This window comes from Mesorhizobium sp. B4-1-1, from assembly GCF_006439375.1.
GTDB lineage: Bacteria > Pseudomonadota > Alphaproteobacteria > Rhizobiales > Rhizobiaceae > Mesorhizobium.
Window position 1 is genome coordinate 181422 of the sequence record NZ_VFTH01000010.1, and the last position, 18992, is coordinate 200413.

20 protein-coding genes are annotated in these 18992 nt (G+C 63.6%); 9 read left to right on the top strand and 11 right to left on the bottom strand.

Annotated features, from left to right (window positions below):
• Position 1: 1 nt before the first annotated feature.
• Both FJW10_RS16450 and FJW10_RS30460 read right to left on the bottom strand, forming a co-directional pair.
• A complete protein-coding gene (locus FJW10_RS16450) occupies positions 2-967 on the bottom strand; it encodes an alpha/beta hydrolase (RefSeq protein WP_140900888.1) in 966 nt (321 codons plus the stop codon).
• 307 nt (positions 968-1274) lie between these two features.
• Positions 1275-1460, bottom strand: a complete 186-nt coding sequence (locus FJW10_RS30460) for a hypothetical protein (protein WP_095765549.1) — start codon at positions 1458-1460, stop codon at positions 1275-1277.
• A 296-nt stretch (positions 1461-1756) separates the two neighbouring features.
• Here FJW10_RS30460 and FJW10_RS16460 point away from each other — a divergent pair, with 296 nt between their 5' ends.
• The gene (locus FJW10_RS16460) at positions 1757-2779 is read left to right on the top strand and encodes an acyltransferase (protein WP_246674280.1); all 1023 of its coding nucleotides are present in this window, start codon (positions 1757-1759) and stop codon (positions 2777-2779) included.
• 9 nt (positions 2780-2788) lie between these two features.
• On the opposite strand, the gene FJW10_RS16465 is transcribed toward FJW10_RS16460, so the two are convergent.
• The gene (locus tag FJW10_RS16465; RefSeq protein WP_140900889.1) at positions 2789-4858 is read right to left on the bottom strand and encodes an ASKHA domain-containing protein; all 2070 of its coding nucleotides are present in this window, start codon (positions 4856-4858) and stop codon (positions 2789-2791) included.
• 89 nt (positions 4859-4947) lie between these two features.
• On the opposite strand from FJW10_RS16465, the gene FJW10_RS16470 reads away from it, so the two are divergent.
• Entirely contained in the window at positions 4948-5190 is a 243-nt protein-coding gene (locus tag FJW10_RS16470; RefSeq protein ID WP_245273519.1) for a hypothetical protein, read from the top strand.
• Between the two features lie 79 nt (positions 5191-5269).
• Here FJW10_RS16470 and FJW10_RS16475 read toward each other — a convergent pair whose 3' ends face one another.
• From FJW10_RS16475 to FJW10_RS16500, 6 genes are all read right to left on the bottom strand, one after another.
• Entirely contained in the window at positions 5270-6244 is a 975-nt protein-coding gene (locus FJW10_RS16475; protein WP_140900890.1) for a methyltetrahydrofolate cobalamin methyltransferase, read from the bottom strand.
• Positions 6245-6323: 79 nt separating this feature from the next.
• Positions 6324-7415, bottom strand: a complete 1092-nt coding sequence (locus tag FJW10_RS16480) for a methylenetetrahydrofolate reductase (RefSeq protein WP_140646594.1) — start codon at positions 7413-7415, stop codon at positions 6324-6326.
• Positions 7412-8017 (bottom strand): methylenetetrahydrofolate reductase C-terminal domain-containing protein, encoded by a 606-nt coding sequence (locus FJW10_RS16485; protein WP_140900891.1) that lies wholly within the window; start codon positions 8015-8017, stop codon positions 7412-7414. The genes FJW10_RS16480 and FJW10_RS16485 overlap by 4 nt, the downstream gene beginning before the upstream one ends.
• Positions 8010-8312, bottom strand: a complete 303-nt coding sequence (locus FJW10_RS16490; RefSeq protein ID WP_127863411.1) for a virulence factor — start codon at positions 8310-8312, stop codon at positions 8010-8012. The genes FJW10_RS16485 and FJW10_RS16490 overlap by 8 nt, the downstream gene beginning before the upstream one ends.
• Before the next feature lie 134 nt (positions 8313-8446).
• On the bottom strand, positions 8447-9229 hold the full coding sequence (locus FJW10_RS16495; RefSeq protein ID WP_140836435.1) for a formyl transferase: 783 nt from the start codon (positions 9227-9229) through the stop codon (positions 8447-8449).
• Positions 9230-9325: 96 nt separating this feature from the next.
• The gene (locus tag FJW10_RS16500) at positions 9326-9901 is read right to left on the bottom strand and encodes a DUF4893 domain-containing protein (RefSeq protein ID WP_140900892.1); all 576 of its coding nucleotides are present in this window, start codon (positions 9899-9901) and stop codon (positions 9326-9328) included.
• 128 nt (positions 9902-10029) lie between these two features.
• On the opposite strand from FJW10_RS16500, the gene FJW10_RS16505 reads away from it, so the two are divergent.
• A complete protein-coding gene (locus FJW10_RS16505; protein WP_140900893.1) occupies positions 10030-10944 on the top strand; it encodes an NAD(P)-dependent oxidoreductase in 915 nt (304 codons plus the stop codon).
• Between the two features lie 10 nt (positions 10945-10954).
• Here FJW10_RS16505 and FJW10_RS16510 read toward each other — a convergent pair whose 3' ends face one another.
• Complete coding sequence (locus FJW10_RS16510) at positions 10955-11584, bottom strand: DUF1638 domain-containing protein (protein WP_140836429.1); 630 nt, start codon at positions 11582-11584, stop codon at positions 10955-10957.
• 53 nt (positions 11585-11637) lie between these two features.
• Here FJW10_RS16510 and FJW10_RS16515 point away from each other — a divergent pair, with 53 nt between their 5' ends.
• Positions 11638-11772 (top strand): entericidin A/B family lipoprotein, encoded by a 135-nt coding sequence (locus tag FJW10_RS16515; RefSeq protein ID WP_041003961.1) that lies wholly within the window; start codon positions 11638-11640, stop codon positions 11770-11772.
• An 85-nt stretch (positions 11773-11857) separates the two neighbouring features.
• On the opposite strand, the gene FJW10_RS16520 is transcribed toward FJW10_RS16515, so the two are convergent.
• On the bottom strand, positions 11858-12556 hold the full coding sequence (locus tag FJW10_RS16520) for a B12-binding domain-containing protein (protein WP_140495658.1): 699 nt from the start codon (positions 12554-12556) through the stop codon (positions 11858-11860).
• A 271-nt stretch (positions 12557-12827) separates the two neighbouring features.
• Here FJW10_RS16520 and FJW10_RS16525 point away from each other — a divergent pair, with 271 nt between their 5' ends.
• From FJW10_RS16525 to FJW10_RS16545, 5 genes are all read left to right on the top strand, one after another.
• A complete protein-coding gene (locus FJW10_RS16525; RefSeq protein ID WP_140705563.1) occupies positions 12828-14402 on the top strand; it encodes a trimethylamine methyltransferase family protein in 1575 nt (524 codons plus the stop codon).
• An 89-nt stretch (positions 14403-14491) separates the two neighbouring features.
• Positions 14492-15181: a 4Fe-4S dicluster domain-containing protein gene (locus tag FJW10_RS16530; RefSeq protein ID WP_140900894.1), complete on the top strand. Its 690-nt coding sequence runs from the start codon at positions 14492-14494 to the stop codon at positions 15179-15181.
• Positions 15182-15284: 103 nt separating this feature from the next.
• Positions 15285-16016 carry a dienelactone hydrolase family protein gene (locus FJW10_RS16535; RefSeq protein WP_140900895.1) on the top strand — a complete coding sequence of 244 codons (732 nt, stop codon included), beginning with the start codon at positions 15285-15287 and terminating at the stop codon, positions 16014-16016.
• Positions 16017-16164: 148 nt separating this feature from the next.
• On the top strand, positions 16165-16725 hold the full coding sequence (locus tag FJW10_RS16540) for an RNA polymerase sigma factor (protein WP_140836423.1): 561 nt from the start codon (positions 16165-16167) through the stop codon (positions 16723-16725).
• 2 nt (positions 16726-16727) lie between these two features.
• Complete coding sequence (locus FJW10_RS16545; protein ID WP_140900896.1) at positions 16728-18884, top strand: VWA domain-containing protein; 2157 nt, start codon at positions 16728-16730, stop codon at positions 18882-18884.
• Positions 18885-18992 lie beyond the last annotated feature (108 nt).

Here is an 18992-nt window from a genome sequence, read left to right on the forward strand (position 1 = left end):
GCTATTCGGCCGCCGGCGCCGGGCGCTCCGCGAAAGCGGCTTTCGTCCTGCGTCGCGCACGAGTCTGGCGCGCTGCTGGAACATTATCGAGGAATGCCACGATGCTGTCGCGCGCGCGGCGTGCTTCGGGCATCTCGATCAGCGGCCAGACGTGGAACATGCCCTCCTCGTAGACCACGTCGACCTCGACGCCGGCGGCGCGCGCGCGTTCGGCGAAGATGAGATTATCTGGTGTCAGCATGTCGTGTGAACCGGTCAGCAGCAGTGTCTTCGGCAGCACGGACAGGTCGCCGTAAAGCGGGCTGATGTGCCAGTCGGTGCGGTCGAAACCGGCGCTGTAGAGCCGCACCGCTTCCAGCCCACCCGGAATACCCAGCCACGGATCCTGCCGCTCGGCCTCGAAGACTTCGGGATTTGCAAGCGAAACGTCGAGACCGGGCGAGATCAGCACATGTCGCGACGGTGCCGGCAGGCCGTCCTCGGCTGCCATCATGGTGAGCACGACCGCCATGTTGCCGCCGGCGGAATCGCCCATGAAGACGATGTCCTCGGCGTCGGTCTCCTCGAGCATGCGACGGTAGACGTCGCCGACCATGCCGAACATGGCATGGAAATCGTGCTCGGGCGCGATGGGATAGATCGGCACGGTTATGCCGAAGCCGAGACGCTCGGCCATCTCGGCGATCAGCCCCCAATGGTAGGACGTGATCTGAAAAACGTAGGCGCCGCCATGCATGTAAAGGATGCGCCGGCGTTCGCCCGCCTTCGGAGCGACCTCATACACGGGAAAGCCGTCGATTTCGGTCTCGGTGATGTCCAGCCGCGCCTTGAGCAAGGCCGGCGGATGATAGTCCTCGGTCTTGCGGGCGTAAGCGATCCAGCGCTGCAGGTTTTCCGGGCTGGAAAAAGCCTTCTTGCGGCTGTGCCTGAGAACGAACGAAACGAGATGGCTTTTCAAACTGGGCATGCGGATACACGGACTTCGGCAGAGCCGACTAAGAGAATTTCCCTGCTCTGCGAAGATTGTACCTCAGTTTGAAATGTCAAGGAATCACGGTGGCACATCGGCGTGATCCGATGGTGCCAGTTCTTTGTTTGCGCAATTCCGCACGGAAGGCCACGGCAAGTGGGGAGCCTGAACGCGTCACACTTTCCCGGATTGCCCTAGCGCGACTTCGGCAGCAGTGCCGCGCGCAGTTTGTAGTCATCGGTCGCCGAGGCCGCGTTGCGGCCCCGGCGCTTGCCGAGCAGCTTGCATTTGTCGGCGAAGGTCATCAGCGGGGCGTGCCGAGAAGCAGCGCATGAAGGGCTGCCTGCGGGTCGCTCGGCGGCGAAGCCGGCCAGCCGATATCCTTCTGGACATGCGCCGGCAGGCTGTTCAGGGCGCGGATCGCCTTGTTCCTGGCGTGAGCCTGCCTGATGGTCACACCAAAACGGCTGAGGTTGTCGTACATCGACATTTTTTCATCTCCCTTGAAGAGTAGCGGCGGCCGAGGATTGTCCGCAGCCGCCGTTCGATGTCGGGTAAATCGCTCACGCATGTATCGGATCGATTTCGCGAAAACAGCGTTTCGGTTTCCGGATGGCGCGAATCCGGAAACATTTGCATACAAACGAATTGGACCGGCGGGCATTCCGGCTTCTCTCCGGATAGAAGCCATGCGCGGGTTGACAGCAGCGCTCGCCTGCTTTGTTATTGTGCGATGCGATATCGACTGTATGCACTGCAGCATAGCGCGATCTGGACCAGAGCATCGTGACGAGCATCCACAGTATTCAATATCTGCGGGGCCTCGCCGCCTGCGCGGTGGTCTGCTTCCATGTCGGCGAACAGTTCGGCGGTCCGTTCCACGTCGGAGCAGCCGGCGTCGACGTCTTCTTCGTCATCAGCGGCTTCATCATGTGGGTGACGACGGCCGGCAGGCCGGCCGATCCCCGGCGTTTCATGAGTCGCCGGATCACCCGCATCGTGCCTCTCTACTGGATCGTCACGCTGCTGACCGCGGCAGGCATCCTGATCAAGCCACAATTCTTCTTTGGCCATTTCTTCAGTGCGGCGAATTTCGTCGGCTCGCTGTTCTTCCTGCCTGTCCTGCAGGAAGGGGCGCTGCATCCCATCGTCATACAGGGTTGGACGCTTTGCTATGAGATGATGTTCTATCTCGTTTTCACCCTGGTCCTGTTCCTCGGGGAGCGCTGGCGGTTCGGCGTTCTCGTCGGCGCCCTTGTGGCCATCGTCGCGCTGCATTTCGTCTTGCCGGCGGGATATGCGCATGCCTTCACCGATCCCGTCGTGCTCGAGTTCGCGGCAGGGGTCGTCGTGGGGCGCTTGTGGCTCCGGGGCGCCAGGCTGCCGCTCTGGGCGGGGCTGGCGACGGCCGGCATGGGATTTGTTCTGCTTGCGGCCAGTCCGCTGCTCGATGCCGACATGGCTCGCGCCTTGCGCTGGGGGCTTCCGGCCACGCTGATCGTGGCGGGCGCGGTGTTTGCCGAGCGGGCGCGGCCGTTCAAGCCCGCAGCCTTGCCCAGTTTTCTCGGCGATGCGTCCTATTCGATCTACCTATGGCATGTCGTGGCCGGCGTCCTGGCGACGGGTGTCGTCTTGAGGGCCGGCCTCCCGGCGGTCGTGCAGCCGGCAACGATCCTGGCCATCACGCTGGCGCTCTCGGCGGTGCTTTACCTGATCGTCGAAAAGCCATTGATCGGGCTGCTGCACCCGCAACGTCCCAAGGGCGCCGTCAAGGCAAGCAATGCCGCGGCCGCAGGGGCCGCGGAATGACATCGTAAATTAGTCGCGGCCCCGGCGTGCCGCGCGCTCCTCGCGCGAGCGTCGGCGCGGCGTAGCATCGCCGGCGGTGCCGTCCTCGCTCATCGCCTTGCGCGGCGGCAGCTTCACCGCGGCCGCCAGCTTCGGGAAGGGGTCGACCTTGTTCGGCAGCGCCATGGCGTAGACGAAGTGCTCCTGGAATTTCGGTTCCAGCGCCGTCTCGATCTTCTCGATCCGGCTTACCGTCTCCTCGATCTCGCGCCGGTAGCCGCGATTGAGCAGCGCCATGCGCGCGCCGGCGCCGGCGGCGTTGCCGACTGCCGAGACCTTGTCCAAGTCGCAATCCGGGATCAGGCCGAGCACCATGGCGTATTTCGGATCGATGAAGGAGCCGAAGGCACCGGCGAAATGGATGCGGTCGACATGGTCGGTGTGCTGCTTTTCCATCAGAAGCTTGGTGCCGGCGTAGAGTGCTGCCTTGGCAAGCTGGATGGCGCGCACGTCGTTCTGCGTGATCGTGATCTTCGGCTCGCCCTCCTTCAGCACGTAGGAGAAGGTGCGGCCGTTCGGCACGATGCGTGGCGAGCGCATGCCGAGCGATCCATCGACGACGCCATCCTCCGAGATGATGCCGGCGAGATACATCTCCGCCACCACCTCGATGATGCCGGAGCCGCAGATGCCGGTGACGCCGGTCGCCTGCACGCTGTCGGTGAAGCCCGGCTGATCGGACCACAACTCCGAGCCGATGACTCGATATTTCGGTTCCAGCGTTTCGGGGTCGATGCGAACGCGCTCGATGGCGCCAGGCGCCGCACGCTGGCCGCCGGAGATTTCAGCCCCTTCGAAGGCCGGGCCGGTCGGGGAGGAGGCCGCGACCACACGCGTGGAGTTGCCGAGCACGATCTCGGCATTGGTGCCGACGTCGACGATCAGCATCATCTCGTCCTGGCGGTGCGGGCCTTCCGACAGGGTGACGGCGGCGGCGTCGGCGCCGACATGGCCGGCAATGCAAGGCAGCATATAAAGGCGGGCGCCCTGGTTCAGCTTCAGGCCGATGTCGGATGCCTTGATGCGCACCGCGCCGGAGACGGCAAGCGCGAAAGGCGCACCGCCCAACTCGGTCGGATCGATGCCGAGGAACAAGTGGTGCATGATCGGATTGCCGACGAAGACGGAATCCAGGATGTCGACGCGCTGGACATTGCCTTCGGCGCAGACCTTGTCGACGAGGCCGGAAACCGCCTCGCGAACGGCGACCGTCATGCCTTCGCGTCCGTCCGGATTCATCATCACATAGGAGACGCGGCTCATCAGATCCTCGCCGAAGCGGATCTGCGGATTGGACGTGCCGGAAGATGCGGCGACCCGGCCCGACAGCAGCGACACCAGATGCATGGCGATGGTGGTCGAGCCGATGTCGCAGGCAAGGCCATAGGCCTCGTTCTTGAGGCCGGGCCACAATGCGATGACACGCGCGATATCGCTCTCGGCGTCCTTGTGGATGGCGGCCGTCGCGGTCCAGTTGCCCTTGCGCAGGATGCCTTGCACCTGCGGCAGGAGATAGAAATCGAATTCGAGGTTCTTGAGGCCCCAGTCCTTCATCAGGGCGATCTTGAGCCGGTCGAGGTCGCCGAGCGGCTTGTGCATGTCGGGTTCCTCGATCTCGACATAGCACATGCGGATCGCCGTATCGCGGGCGATCACCCTGGTGTCGGCATCCTTGCGGATGGTCTGGGCGTTGATGACCGTGTCCTGCGGCACGTCGATGACGAGGTCGCCGAGGATCTGCGCCGAGCAGGAGAGGCGGCGCCGCTCGGGCAGGCCGCGCACGCGCTCGTAGCGCTCTTCCTTGGCGCCCTTGGGCGAGATGTGATCGTTGGACGAGACGATCTTGTGCTTGGCGAAATTGCCTTCCTGCACCTCGATCTGGCAGCGCCCGCAAGTGGCGCGGCCGCCGCACACGCTTTCGACATAGACGCCGAGCTGGCGCGCCGCATCGAGCACGGGCGTTCCAACGGGGAACCGGCCGCGCTTGCCCGACGGCATGAACAGCACGAGCGGATCGGTGATGTTGGGCGGAGGGTTCATGCTGGCACGCGTCTCGATGGCAATTGTCGATGCCGTTTAACGGATCGTTTTACTGTTGGGTGGAGAGTCTGCTGGTCCAGGGACCAACCATGTCGGATCTTCTGCTTTCCGCCGTCTTCACCGCGTTCACCATGGTGCGCGTGATCAAGGGCTCGTGGCTGCGCAATCCGCAATACCTCGCCACTGGGATCCTCGGCGCGATCGTCGGCGCGCTGCTGCTGCACGCGTTCTGGCCCGCCTATGACGATGATTTCATCGTCGGCGGCGTAACAGGCATCTTCGGATCGTGGGCGGGAATGGCGCTGTTCGACGCCATATTGGGCATGGCCTGAACGCAAAGCAGAGCTGTCCGGCCGCATCCACGATGCGATCGGACCAGCGTTGTTTGCGGTGCGGCTCACGATTGCGCGCTTATCCCCTGGCCATGCGGGCTTCACGGCCGCCGCGGCGACGGCCACCATTGCCGCTGCCTTCGCCCGGCGCGTTGACGGCCGTTGGAGCCGCAACGGCTTGACCGCCTTCGACCGGCTTATAATCCTTGTAGGTGCGGATCCAGTTGGTGCAGTTCTCGTCGGTGCCGTTCAGCACATTGGCGCCGCGCACGGCTTCCATTTCCTGCGGACGGACCGGGTTCATGATGGCGCTGGTCATGCCGGCGCCGATCACCATCGGGATGAAGGCGGCGTTGATGCCGTGGCGGTGCGGCAAGCCGAAGGAGATGTTGGAGAGGCCGCAAGTGGTGTTGACCTTGAGCTCTTCGCGCAGCCGGCGCAGCAGCGCGAACACCTGGCGTCCGGCATCGCCCAGCGCGCCGATCGGCATCACCAGCGGGTCGACGACGACGTCATGCGCCGGGATGCCGAAATCGGCGCAGCGCTGGACGATCTTCTTGGCGACGGCGAAGCGGACGTCCGGGTCCATCGAGATGCCGGTCTCGTCGTTGGAGATGGCGACGACCGGGACGTTGTATTTCTTGATCAGCGGCAGGATTGCCTCGAGCTTTTCTTCCTCGCCGGTGACGGAGTTGACCAGCGGGCGGCCCTTGGCGACCTTCAGCGCGGCCTCGATCGCGGCGGTCACCGAGCTATCGATCGACAGCGGCAGGTCGACCAGGCCTTGCACGATCTCCAGCGTCTGCACCAGAAGCGCCGGCTCGGTCGCATTGGGGTCGACGGCGGTGACGCCGGCATTGACGTCGAGCATGGTGGCGCCGCAGGCGGCCTGTTCCAGCGCGTCCTTGATGACGGTCTCGAAATTGCCAGCCACCATCTCGGCGGCGAGCTTCTTGCGGCCGGTCGGGTTGATGCGTTCGCCGATCACGCAGAAGGGCTGATCGAAGCCGATGATGATTTCTCGGGTCGCCGAGGCGACGATGGTGCGGGTCATGAAATCTCTCCGTCGGGATATAAAGAGTTCTTTATATCGTTATCTGATCTCGTTCAAGCGGATGGTGACTGCCACGCTGTCAATGCGCGGTCTTCACCATATCCACCTGGGTTTCGGTAATCTCGTCGTGCAGCAGGTGGTCGAGTCGGTCGGCGACCAGTTGGTCGTCGCGCCGGCGCTCCCGCTTCCAGGGCTGGCGGCCTTTCAGCACGCCGGATTCATCGACGATCTCGGCGACATATTCCTCCTGGCGGTAGGCCATCACATGGATGCCGGCGACGCCGGGGATTTCCTTCACCTCGTTGATGATGTCGATGCAGAGCTGCTTGCCTTCCTTCTTCTGGTCCTGCGCGCCTTCCAGCCGCTTGATCACCGCATCGGGGATATGGATGCCCGGCACGTTGGAACGGATCCACTTCGCCGTCTTGGCGGAAGCGAGCGGTCCGACGCCGCAAAGCAGGAAGAGCTTTTCAGTGTGGCCGAGGTCGCGGGCCTTCTGCATGAAGGTTCTGAACATCGGCACGTCGAAGCAGTACTGCGTCTGCGCGAACTGCGCGCCGGCGGCGATCTTCTTGCCGAGATGGATCGGACGGAAGTCGTAGGGCGGCGCGAAGGGATTGACGGCGGCACCCAGGAAGACCTGCGGCGGCGTCGTCAGCTTGCGGCCGGACAGGAACTTGCCATTGTCGCGCATGATGCGGATGGTTTCGAGTAGCGACATGGAATCGAGGTCGAACACCGGCTTGGCGCCGGGCTGGTCGCCGGCCTGCACGCCGTCGCCGGTGAGGCACAGCATGTTGGCGACGCCCATGGCGGCGCCGCCCAGCACGTCGCCCTGGATGGCGATGCGGTTCTTGTCGCGGCAGGCGATCTGCATGATCGGCGCATAGCCCATACGGGTGAGCAGCGCGCAGATGCCGACGGACGACATATGGCAGTTGGCGCCCGAGGCATCGACGGCATTGATGGCATCGACCCAGCCGTCAAAAATCTTGGCGCGGTTGTAGACGTCTTCGGGATCGGCGCTGTCGGGTGGATTGAGCTCGGTCGTTACAGCAAACTCACCGCGGCGCAGCACGCGCTCCAGCCGGCCGCGCGATGTGTGGCCGGGCAGGGGCTCAAGCGGCAGGTGGATGCCGGCCGGGTTCTCATCGACCTGGCGGGCGGTCATGCCGAAGCTCCGGGGTTCTCGGTCGTTTCGCGCGCGGCGGCGGCCTGCGCGGTCACCCTCAGCCACGCCGAGGTTTCGCGCAGCGACTGATCGACCGGCTTCTGCACGGTGAGGATATTGTCGCCATGCACCATGTTGCGCGAGCCTTCCCAGGCCTTGACCCAGACGCAAGGCATGTCCGGCTCGACCTCGCAGTTGCCGTTGGCGCGCACGCCGCCGCACGGGCCGTTGCGCAGCTGCTTCGGGCAGTTCATCGGGCACGACATGCCAGTGGAGGAGAGCACGCACTGGCCGCACATGCGGCAGTCGAACATGAAGCCCTTGACCCGCTTCTCGACGAATTTCACCGGGGCTTCGACGCGGCCGTAGCCGATGCCCTTCCACAAAGGATGCAAGAGCAGGAAAATGTCGGCGAACCGGCTGTAGAACCATTCGAGCAATCGCGAATGCCGGATGGACCATAGCCGCACGGCAAACGTGCGCTGGACACGGCGCTGTGGCGACACGTCGGCAGGCTTGTAGTCGGATTTCGGCGCTGCCTTCTTGACCAAGGTGGCCTGGGTAACCGCCGACCCTTCCTTGACAGGAGTCGTGTCAGACATTTTCTTTCCCGCCAGCCTTGACCAGAGCGACTAGCCGCTCGCGGTCATATTTCGCGTCGAGTTCCTGATAGGCCTTCTCGACCTCGGCCTCGATGTCGTCGCCGACCGGGATCGGGTCGGCCTTGCGCCACTCCGCCAGATAGTCGTCGGTGCCGCCGGCGCCGGTGCGCATGGCGCACATGTCGATCGCCTCGGTGAAACGCAGCGGCAGCTCGCGCTTGGCGTTCTGCCGGCCCTTCTTGACGATGACCTGGGCGGGGATGTCGCGCCAGTAGACGACGATCAGATCGGCCATGAATTCTCACTCCTCGAAGTCTTGGAGCATTGCCGCATGCGCTGTTGGGCTGCTTGTTATGGGACGACGCGCGCGCCTTCAAAAGCGACGCTGGCGATGACGCAAAGCGAATGCCGAAATCCGTGGCCGGCTGACTACCAGACGCGCTTGGTCAGGCCGGTCCAGAGGTAGAACCAGATCGTCGGGTGGTACCACTGCTTCGACGGCAGGCCAGGGTCGATCGTTTCCAGTCTGCCGGCCAGCGCATTGCCGACCGCCTCGACGCAGATATCGCGCGAAAATGCTGCCTGCCGCAGCGCGTAGCTGGCGATCGTATCGCCGGTCTTGGGCTTGCCGCGCGCCTGCTTCAGCACGCCGCCGGTGTCGACGCCGGCATCGACCAGATGCACTGTGGTGCCGAAATTCCCGTGATCGCCGGAGGCCAGCGCCCAGTAGCCGCCATTCATGCCGCGATATTTTGGCGCGATGCCGGCGTGATAGTTGAGCACCGGGCAAGGCATCTTGGCCAGCGTAGCCTTCGACAGCAGCCTGCAGCCGGCAAGCAGCACAACGCCAGGATTGATGCTCACGATCCCCTTCAGGCATTCCGGCCCGTTGGCTGAAGGGACATGGATGATCGCCTGGCCTTGCCTCGGCTCGGTTGCGAGCTTCTCCTCGGCGATCAGTCGCGCGGCATGACGGGCCAGGAAGCGCTTGCCGAGCCTGGTCAGTACCATGGTGCCGAGCTGGCCGATGGCCGAGATCCAGCCTTGCCGACGGGCGCGGCCCATGAGCAGGCGCTTTTTGGATTCAGGGGATTCGAGGATGACGCTGACGGGGCCGACGCGATCGGCAAGCGCATTGACGATGGCCCAGATATGCGGGCCACCTTCGGTGACGACCACGATCGGTCGCGTAATCGATTCCGACGCTGCCATGGCAAGCACCCGCTCTGAAGATCGGGCGCATGTTATGCGGACCGGGTTAATCCCTGGTGTGGCGGAGGCGTTTCAGCCGGCGTCGAAGGGGTTGGCTCAGCGCTTCAATTCCATGATGTCGAGCTTCGATTCGTAATAGGGCGCGGGGAATTCGATCCGCCATTCGGTGGCGCTGTTGCGGAAGGCATAGCCGACCTGGTCGCTTTCGGGGCCGCTGCCATAGGGCTTGGCCTTGTCGTCATTGACCGAGAACGAGCCGAGATAGATGGCGCGTTTGTCGCCATCGTCGAAAAAACGGCCGGCGGTGCGCTGCGAGCCGCTGATCTTCGCAAGCCGCCAGCCTGAGCCGTCGTCGGTCACCTTGCACTTGAACCAGCCATAGATGACGAGCGGGCCGATGCCGCCCGCCTTGATGGTGCGGCACTTCCAGTTGCCGGTGAGATCCTTGTCGGGGAAGGCGACAAGTGGTTTGGCGAGCAGTTCATCCAACTGCTTGACCTCGGCCGGATCGCCGGCCTTTGCCTCTTCGAGGGCCGCCTTGCGCGTCTCGCCATATTTGTCTAATCGCGCCTTGTCGGCAGCCGTGATCAGCTTCTGCACTTCGCCATCGGCAAGGGACGGCAAAGTGAGGGCGACGAGACCGAGGGCGGCAAGGAGCAGGCGAGGCATCATGAACGTGTTTCCTCAAATCAATGGCTGGAACAAAGTTCTTTCTATCACTGGCGCACAACTTACCGGTTCGCGATCGTCTGTCATCCGTGCTTAACAACAGCAGTTCGGAAAAAATGGCGTTTCGATCGATGCGGATCTTGCTCACGGGATCGTCCGGCTGGCTGGGCAGCGCGCTTACGCCGAGGCTCGAAGCGCTGGGCCATCACGTCGTCGGACTTGATCCGGTTCTCTCGGCGCGCACCCAAGTTGTCGGCTCGATCGCGGATCGCGATCTTGTCCTGAAGACTATCCGCGAGAACAGCATCGAGGCCATTATTCACAGTGGGGCGCTGCACAAGCCGAACATCGAGCATCATGAGACTAGCGCCTTCGTCGCCACGAATGTGCAAGGCACGCTCAACCTGCTCGACGCGGCCGTGGCCTGCGGCGTGCAGCGCTTCGTCTTCACCTCGACGACTTCGCTGATGATATCGCAGGCGATCCGCGCCGGTTTCCGGGGTGGCGCGCGCAAGGCGGCCTGGCTGACCGAAGAGATGTCGCCGGAGCCGCGCAACATCTATGGCGTGACGAAACTTTCCGCCGAGCATCTCTGTCGCCTCCACCACATCGAGCATGGGCTGCCGGTGGTGGTGCTGCGCACCGCGCGCTTCTTTCCCGAGGCGGACGACATGGCACATGCCATCGAACAGTCCGATGCCAACACCAAGGCCAACGAATTGCTGTTCCGGCGGCTGACGGTGGAGGACGCGGCCGAGGCCCATGTGGCGGCCCTGGAGAAAGCGCCGAGCCTTGGCTTCGACGTCTTAATCATCTCGGCGCCGACGCCGTTCCGGCCGCAGGATTGCGTCGAGTTGATCGCCGACGCGCCGACGGTCGTCGCGCGCTATTTCCCGGACTATTCGAGGCTCTATGCGAGGAAGGGCTGGACGATGTTCTCCTCGATCGACCGCGTTTACGATCCGTCGCGGGCGCGAGAGCGACTGGGCTTTGTGTGCAGAACGAGTTTTGCCGATGTGTTGAGGGCGCTGGAAGCCGAGGCGTGAAGACCGACCTTCAGGCGCCCTGTGCCGCCCGCGCCAGTTCGCTTGTCAAATCGCCATATCCCGTCGGCCGGCGCTCATAGGCGAGGCCGAGCATGACGGCGGCTTTCTCGGCGACCTTGTCGAGCTCCGGATCGTCGGTCTGGGCGAGATAGATCAGCTTCTCGTAATTACCGAAATAGTCCTTGATCAGTTCGGGATGCCTGTCGAGGCCGAGCGGCTTGATGAAGAAAGCCTCGAACTGGCGGCAGAGGAAGTCGGTCATATAAAACGACATCATGTCGTCGTCGGCGACCTTCGCGTAGGCATCCATGCCTTGGTAGAAGGCAAAGCAATGCGGCCCGGCCATGCGCTCGACGCCGTGCTTCTCGATGACGCGATCGAGCAGGCCGCCGGTGCCGCAATCGGCGTAGCCGACGAAGATGTGCTGGTAGCCTTCCGCCTTGGCCTTCTCGATCGCCTTATCCATCGCCGGCGCGATGCGGTCCGGATAGAAATGGAACTCGGCCGGCAGGCAGGTCAGCTCGAGATGGTCGAGCTTTAGCTGTTGCTTGACGGCCAAAACTTCGCGCGCAATCATCCCGCAGGCGATGACGAGCAGCCTGTCCGTTTGATTCGATTTCGTTTTTTGCGTCTTGACCAAGTCGGGCCGGCTTTCGCTGCGGGGCTTAATACCTGTCGAGGGAGACACCGTCCATGAAACTGCTACGCATCGCGCCGATCGCCATCCTGGCCTGCGCGCTTGCCCTCACGGCCTGCGCGAACACCATCCGAGGCGTCGGCAAGGACGTCAAATCGACGGCAAGGGCGGTCAAAGACACTGTCAACTGATCGGCAGCCTCTCCCATCATCTGGGAACAAAAAAGCCGCGCTGCAAGGCGCGGCTTTTCTTGTCGATCCATCCTGATGCCTTGGATCAGGCGGAAGCGCGAACGTTGTGCTTGCGCTTCATGTAGTCCTTGGCGGTCTCGACGGCCACCGCGGCATCGCGGCAATAGGCATCGGCGCCGACGGCCTTGCCGAATTCCTCGTTGAGCGGCGCGCCGCCGACCAGCACGACATAATCGTCGCGGATGCCCTTTTCCTTCATCGTATCGATGACGACCTTCATATAGGGCATGGTGGTGGTGAGCAGCGCCGACATGCCGATGATGTCGGGCTGGTGCTGCTCGATCGCGTCCAGGTACTTCTCGACGGCGTTGTTGATGCCGAGATCGATGACATCGAAGCCGGCACCTTCCATCATCATGCCGACGAGGTTCTTGCCGATGTCGTGGATGTCGCCCTTAACGGTGCCGATCACCATCTTGCCCTGCTTCGGCGCGCCGGTGGCGGCGAGCAGCGGACGCAGGATGAACATGCCGGCCTTCATGGCGTTGGCCGAGAGCAGCACTTCCGGCACGAACAGGATGCCGTCGCGGAAATCCTCGCCGACGATGCGCATGCCTTCGACCAGCGCCTCGGTCAGCACCTTGTAGGGCGCCCAGCCGCGCTCGAGCAGGATTCGCGTGCCTTCCTCGATCTCTTCCTTCAGCCCATCATAAAGATCGTCGTGCATCTGCTGCACGAGCTCGTCGTCGGAAAGCTCGGAAAGGATGATCTCGTCGTCGGACATTTCTCTCGGGCTCCTTGCTGCTCGGAATGACTGCGGCAGCCTTAAAATCGATGCGCCAATACCTAACCCGCGAGGGCAGGGCATCCATAGCTGATTTGCGACTTTCCGCAAAAGGAAAGCGACTGAAAAATTGGCGCTTTTCTTGTCGATTTTGCGACAGGCGTTGGCGCTGGCTGGCCGTTTCCAATAGGGTGCATGACTACGATCCGGGCAAGAAGCGGCAGCGATGGGCCGCAGGCCAGTTCAGGCCAGATTTATAGGAAGAACGATCATGAGCGATAACGCGGCAGTCGAGCAGGAAGCGTCGGGCGGACGGCGCGGACGCGGCGCCAGCGGCGGCGCGGCGGCACGCCGGGCTGCCCGTTCGGGCGGCGGTCCGGGCACGCAGCTCACCTACATCAAGCGCAAGATCAACGTCTACGAGGTCCTCAACGAGGAAGGCCTGGCGCTGATCGAGAAGAACACCGACACGGTGCTGGAAGAAATCGGCATCATCTTTCGCGACGACGCCGAAGCGCTGGCGCTGTGGAAAGAAGCGGGTGCCGACGTCAAGGGCGAGCGCGTGCACTTCCCCAAGGGCCTCTGCCGCTCGCTGTTGAAGACCGCCCCCTCCATCTACACCCAGCATGCGCGCAACCCGGAGCGCTCGGTGCAGATCGGCGGCAATGCGACGGTGTTCGCGCCGGTCTACGGCCCGCCTTTCGTGCGCGACCTCGACGGCAACCGCCGCTACGCGACCATCGAGGATTTCCAGAATTTCGTGAAGCTCGCCTATATGGCGCCGTCGATCCACCATTCGGGGGGCACGGTGTGCGAGCCGGTCGACGTGCCGGTCAACAAGCGCCATCTCGACATGATCTACGCGCACATCCGTTACTCGGACAAACCGTTCATGGGCTCGGTGACGGCGCCGGAGCGGGCCGAGGACACGGTGGCGATGGCCAAGCTCGTGTTCGGCGACGACTTCGTCGAGAACAATACGGTGCTGACCAGCCTGATCAACGCCAACTCGCCGATGGTGTTCGACGAGACCATGCTCGGCGCCCTGAAAGTCTATTCGCGCCACAACCAGGCCTGCATCGTCACGCCCTTCATCCTGGCCGGCGCGATGAGCCCGGTGACGGTTGCCGGCACGCTGACGCAGGTGCTCGCCGAGGTGCTCGCCGGCGCTTCGTTCACCCAGCTGATCAGGCCCGGCGCGCCGGTGCTGTTCGGCACCTTCGCCTCGTCGATCTCGATGCAGTCGGGCGCGCCGACCTTCGGCACGCCGGAGCCGTCGCTGGTGTCCTATGGCGCGGCGCAGCTTGCACGCCGGCTCGGCTTGCCGTTCCGCACCGGCGGCTCGCTCTGCGCCTCAAAGGTCCCGGATGCGCAGGCAGCTTATGAGAGCGCCAACACGCTCAACTCGACGATCCTTGCCGGCACCAATTTCGTGCTGCATTCGGCCGGCTGGCTCGAGGGCGGTCTCGCCTCCTGCTATGAAAAATTCATGATGGATATCGACCAGCTCGGCATGCAGCAGAAGTTTGCCGAGGGCGTCGACCTGTCGGAAAACGGCCAGGCGATGGACGCGATCCGCCAGGTCGGTCCGGGCAGCCATTATCTCGGCTGCGACCACACGCAGGCGAATTTCCAGACGGCCTTCTACCGCTCCAACATCGCCGACAACAATTCCTACGAGCAGTGGCTGGCCGAAGGCGAGAAGACCGCCCCGCAGCGCGCCAACGAGCTCGCCCGCCGCTGGCTGGAGAGCTACGAGGCGCCACATCTCGATCCGGCCATCGACGAGGCGCTGAAGGATTTCATCGCCAAGAAGAAGGGCTCGATGGCCGACGCCTTCACGTGAAAGGAGCCCGAGTCAGGCCGGGCTAAAGTGGCCGACATCATCCATAAGGAAGTCTGGCGGAGCGCGTTCTCCGACCCGGACCGGAAGGGATGACTTTTTCCCGCGGCACGGTCGAGGAGATTGCGGCCGTGCTCGCGGCCAGTGGCCTGATCCTTCGCGGCGGTTTCAGCTTTGGCGATGATGCGGTTGCACCGGCCGGACCTTCTGGCGCTCCGGCCAAATCGATGCTTTTGGTCGGGCAAGCAGGCGCGGCGCCATGGCCGTATTTTCAGCGCTGGCTGGAACAGCAGGCGAGGGACATCGCCAATCCGCTCGACACTTGGTCGCGCGAGGTGATCGGCTCGGTCGCGCAAGGCTGCGACGCCCGTGCCGTTTCGCCTTCAGACCGGCCCTATCTGCCGTTCCAGCAATGGGCGATGCGGGCCGAAGGGCTGAAACCGTCGCCGCTCGGCGTTCTGATGCACCCCCAATATGGGCTATGGCATGCCTATCGCGGCGCATTGCTGTTCGAGGACGAGATTTCTCTTCCCGAACCTCATGCAGCGATTCATCTCTGCGACACATGTGTCGCAAAACCCTGCCTGAAATCCTGTCCGGTGGACGCCTATTCCGGGCAGGGCTTTGCCCATGAAGCCTGTCTGGACCATGTTCGCGGCTCCCGTGGCGAGCCCTGCCGGGTGGGCGGCTGCCTCGACCGCAACGCCTGCCCCTATGGCACAAGCTATCGCTATCCGCCGGAGGTGCAGGCCTTTCATATGGCGGCCTTCGCGCGGCTCTAGGAGGCAGGCTGGCCGCACGAAATCTTGAACGGCCTGGTCCGGGAATGGCTTGCCGGAACGGCGCGTGCCGATATCTAACGCGCGACAGGCAACGGAGAGCATCATGACTGGAAAGCAGATCGAGTTCGAAACCAGGGACGGCAAGGCAAAGGCTGGCCTTTTTCGACCGTCAACCAAGGCCAGCGCCGGCGTCATCCTTTATATGGACGCCTTCGGGCCGCGCCCGGCGCTTGACGAGATGGCCGAGCGGCTCGCCGGCCACGGCTATGCCGTGCTGGTGCCCGATCTTTTTTACCGCAACGCGCCCTACGGTCCGTTCGACGCCAAGACCGCCTTCACGGCGGAGGAAACCAAGACCAAGCTGATGGCGCTGGTTACCGGCACCACGCAGGAAATGACCATCCGCGACAACGCCGCCTTCCTCGATGCGCTCGCCGCCGAAGGGGTTGATGGGCCGATCGGCGTCGTTGGCTATTGCATGGGCGGCGCGCGGGCGCTCAATGCGGCCGCGACCCACCCCGACCGCATCGTCGCCGCGGCAAGCTTCCACGGCGGCAATCTCGCCAGCGACGCGCCCGACAGCCCCCACCGCAAGGCGGCCTCGATCGAGGCGCGCGTCTATGTGGGGGTTGCCGGCGTCGACCGCAGCTTCCCGCCGGAGCAGTCGGCGCGGCTGGCGGAAGCGCTCAGGGTCGCCGAAGTCGATCATGTCATCGAGAATTATGTCGGCGTCGGCCATGGCTGGTGCGTCAAGGACCACAGCGTCTATGACGAGGCAGGTGCCGAGCGCCATTGGAAGCGGCTGGGGACGTTCTTCAAAGAGACGTTGGGGTAAGCGATCTTCTGGCCTATGGCCGCGCTGCCCCTCATCCGTCACTTCGTGACACCTTCTCCCCCGTAAACGGTGTGAAGGAATGTTTGTGCAAAAAAATCTTTGCATCGCCCCAAGGATTGGCCATTAGCCTTCGTCCAACAGGCAAATGATGGCGATGATGCTGGACGACAGCGAAGCCTCCGATGCCGAACTGATCGGGCGGGCGAGGGGCGGAGACAGGGGTGCTTTCGGCAAACTGCTCGAAAGGCACTATGGCTTCGTCTATCGCGCCGCCTATCGCTGGTGCGGCAGGAAAGCCGATGCCGAGGACATCGCCCAGGACGTCTGCGTGCGGCTCGGCCGCGCGATCCGCGATTATCAGGGCAGCGGCGCCTTCACGACATGGCTCTATGCCATGACGCTGAACGCGGCGCGCGACATGATGCGCAAGCGCGCCCGCGACACCGCCAGGACCGATGCCTACGGCGCCTATACGTCGATTGCCGGCGAAGCACCGGCTGAGGCCGACGATCCAACCGAAGCGCTGTGGGCGGCGGTGCGGATGCTGCCAGACAAGCAGCGCGACGCGGTTCTGCTGGTCTATGGCGAAGGTCTCAACCACGCCGCGGCGGCGGAGGTGATGGCGATCTCGGAGGCGACGGTTTCCTGGCACATCCATGAAGCGAAGAAACGGCTGAAGGTGCTGATGCGTTCAGCCGGGGAAGTGTGACCATGGTCGACGACAACGAACTCGAAAGGCTGCGCGATATCGCCGTACCGGCGCCGGACGGGGTGGCGAAGGCGCGCGCGTTCACCGCCGCGATGCAGGCTTTCGACCTCGACGAAAAAATTTCCGCGGTCTCCCAAGGAACGTCCGCAGGCCTTCGTCTCACGGAGCGAGCAAGAATGCTCTGGAGAGACATCATGCAACGGAAACTCATTGCCACGCCGGCCATCACCGCGCTGGTCGCGCTGCCTATTGCCGGCTATGCCGCTTTCGAGATGCTGAAGGAACAGCCGCGGATCATCGGCGGCAACGGCACCGTCACCGAGACGGTGGCAGACAAGCCGGGGGCGCAGAAGCCTGCGCCGGAACAGCCCGCGATCAACGAGCCGCTGGCAGCGGCGCCGGCCAAGCAGAAGAAGACCGACGCGGACGCCGAGGTCCGGGCCAATTCACAAACGGTGCCGGCAACGCCGCCCAAGCCGGCGGCCGAGGTCGAGCCTGCCCTGCAACCCGCGCCGGCGGAGAGCGGCCAACTCGCGGCAAGCGGCAAAGACGGGGTCGGGGTAATTGCGGGCTATTCCCCCAAACGGAGCGCCGACGAGCTGGAGCGGGCCGACAAGGCACCGGCAGGAGCAGCTGCCGGGATTCCGGCGTCTCCGCCGGCGGTCGCCGATTCCAAGCTGATGGTGCAGCCCGCGCCCATGCCGGTCGACCAACTGCAGCCGCAGGAGGAAAACCGCGACCGCGTCGAGAATTTCAAAACCAATCCGGTGCATGAAACAGCCCAGGATCCGGTCTCGACCTTCTCGATCGATGTCGACACGGCCTCCTATTCCTTCGTGCGGCGCTCGCTGAAGGAAGGCGCTCTGCCCGACCCTGACACGGTCCGCGTCGAGGAGATGATCAACTACTTCCCCTATGACTGGAAGGGCCCCGAATCGGCTTCAACGCCGTTCAACTCGACCGTCACCGTCATGCCGACGCCGTGGAACGAGCACACCAAGCTCATGCATGTCGCGATCAAGGGTTTCGACGTGAAGCCGGCCGAGCAGCCGAAGGCCAATCTGGTCTTCCTGATCGACGTGTCGGGGTCGATGGACGAGCCGGACAAGCTGCCGCTGCTCAAGTCCGCCTTCCGCTTGCTGGTGAGCAGGCTGAAGGCCGACGACACCGTTTCGATCGTCACCTATGCCGGCAATGCCGGCACTGTGCTGATGCCGACGAAGGCGGCGGAAAAGCAGAAGATCCTCGCGGCCATCGACAATCTGGCGCCCGGCGGCTCGACGGCCGGCGAGGAAGGCATCCGCGAGGCCTACAAGCTTGCCCAGCAATCCTTCGTCAAGGACGGCGTCAACCGGGTGATGCTGGCCACGGACGGCGATTTCAATGTCGGCCAGACCGATGACGACGACCTCAAGCAACTGATCGAGAAGGAGCGCAAGACCGGCGTGTTCCTGTCGGTGTTCGGCTTCGGCCGCGGCAATTTGAACGACCAGATGATGCAGACCATCGCCCAGAACGGCAACGGCACGGCAGCCTATATCGACACGCTGGCCGAAGCCGAGAAGGTGCTGGTCGAGGATGCCTCGTCGACGCTGTTCACCATCGCCAAGGACGTCAAGATCCAGGTCGAGTTCAACCCGGCCAAGGTCTCGGAATACCGTCTCGTCGGTTATGAGACCCGGGCTTTGAAACGCGAGGATTTCAACAACGACCGCGTCGATGCCGGCGATATCGGCTCGGGCCATTCGGTGACGGCTGTCTACGAGATCACGCCGAAGGGCAGCGGCGGCGAGCAGGTCGACCCGCTGCGCTACGGCCAGGCCAAGGTCGACAACGGTGGCGTCGCCAATGCCGACGAATATGCCTTCGTCAAGATCCGCTATAAGCTGCCTAACGAGAATGTCTCGAAGCTCATCACCACGCCGGTGACCGCCGCCAACGACGTCTCGTCCTTCGACGCTGCCGGCGCCGACCAGCGGTTCTCAGTCGCGGTCGCGGCCTTCGGGCAGAAGCTGCGCGACGAGGACCAGACGGCGAATTTCGGCTACGACCGCATCGCGGAGATCGCCAACGCCGCGCGCGGCGCCGATCCGTTCGGCTACAGGGCGGAGTTCCTGTCGCTGGTGCGCCTGGCCTCATCGCTGGACGGCAACAAGTAGAGTATTATTGATTGAAGGAAGGACCGGCGGGAGAAAATCCCGCCGGCCTTTTTGCGATCGTTAAACTGCGCTGCTTTTCCGGAACCTCGCCGCAACGAGCTTCTGTTA

Excerpts from the sequence above, each read along its gene's own strand:
- FJW10_RS16450 (WP_140900888.1), bottom strand. The coding sequence starts at position 967 with ATGCCCAGTTTGAAAAGCCATCTCGTTTCGTTCGTTCTCAGGCACAGC.
- FJW10_RS30460 (WP_095765549.1), bottom strand. The coding sequence starts at position 1,460 with ATGTCGATGTACGACAACCTCAGCCGTTTTGGTGTGACCATCAGGCAG.
- FJW10_RS16465 (WP_140900889.1), bottom strand. The coding sequence starts at position 4,858 with ATGAACCCTCCGCCCAACATCACCGATCCGCTCGTGCTGTTCATGCCG.
- FJW10_RS16470 (WP_245273519.1), top strand. The coding sequence starts at position 4,948 with ATGTCGGATCTTCTGCTTTCCGCCGTCTTCACCGCGTTCACCATGGTG.
- FJW10_RS16475 (WP_140900890.1), bottom strand. The coding sequence starts at position 6,244 with ATGACCCGCACCATCGTCGCCTCGGCGACCCGAGAAATCATCATCGGC.
- FJW10_RS16480 (WP_140646594.1), bottom strand. The coding sequence starts at position 7,415 with ATGACCGCCCGCCAGGTCGATGAGAACCCGGCCGGCATCCACCTGCCG.
- FJW10_RS16485 (WP_140900891.1), bottom strand. The coding sequence starts at position 8,017 with ATGTCTGACACGACTCCTGTCAAGGAAGGGTCGGCGGTTACCCAGGCC.
- FJW10_RS16490 (WP_127863411.1), bottom strand. The coding sequence starts at position 8,312 with ATGGCCGATCTGATCGTCGTCTACTGGCGCGACATCCCCGCCCAGGTC.
- FJW10_RS16495 (WP_140836435.1), bottom strand. The coding sequence starts at position 9,229 with ATGGCAGCGTCGGAATCGATTACGCGACCGATCGTGGTCGTCACCGAA.
- FJW10_RS16500 (WP_140900892.1), bottom strand. The coding sequence starts at position 9,901 with ATGATGCCTCGCCTGCTCCTTGCCGCCCTCGGTCTCGTCGCCCTCACT.
- FJW10_RS16505 (WP_140900893.1), top strand. The coding sequence starts at position 10,030 with ATGCGGATCTTGCTCACGGGATCGTCCGGCTGGCTGGGCAGCGCGCTT.
- FJW10_RS16515 (WP_041003961.1), top strand. The coding sequence starts at position 11,638 with ATGAAACTGCTACGCATCGCGCCGATCGCCATCCTGGCCTGCGCGCTT.
- FJW10_RS16520 (WP_140495658.1), bottom strand. The coding sequence starts at position 12,556 with ATGTCCGACGACGAGATCATCCTTTCCGAGCTTTCCGACGACGAGCTC.
- FJW10_RS16525 (WP_140705563.1), top strand. The coding sequence starts at position 12,828 with ATGAGCGATAACGCGGCAGTCGAGCAGGAAGCGTCGGGCGGACGGCGC.
- FJW10_RS16530 (WP_140900894.1), top strand. The coding sequence starts at position 14,492 with ATGACTTTTTCCCGCGGCACGGTCGAGGAGATTGCGGCCGTGCTCGCG.
- FJW10_RS16535 (WP_140900895.1), top strand. The coding sequence starts at position 15,285 with ATGACTGGAAAGCAGATCGAGTTCGAAACCAGGGACGGCAAGGCAAAG.
- FJW10_RS16540 (WP_140836423.1), top strand. The coding sequence starts at position 16,165 with ATGGCGATGATGCTGGACGACAGCGAAGCCTCCGATGCCGAACTGATC.
- FJW10_RS16545 (WP_140900896.1), top strand. The coding sequence starts at position 16,728 with ATGGTCGACGACAACGAACTCGAAAGGCTGCGCGATATCGCCGTACCG.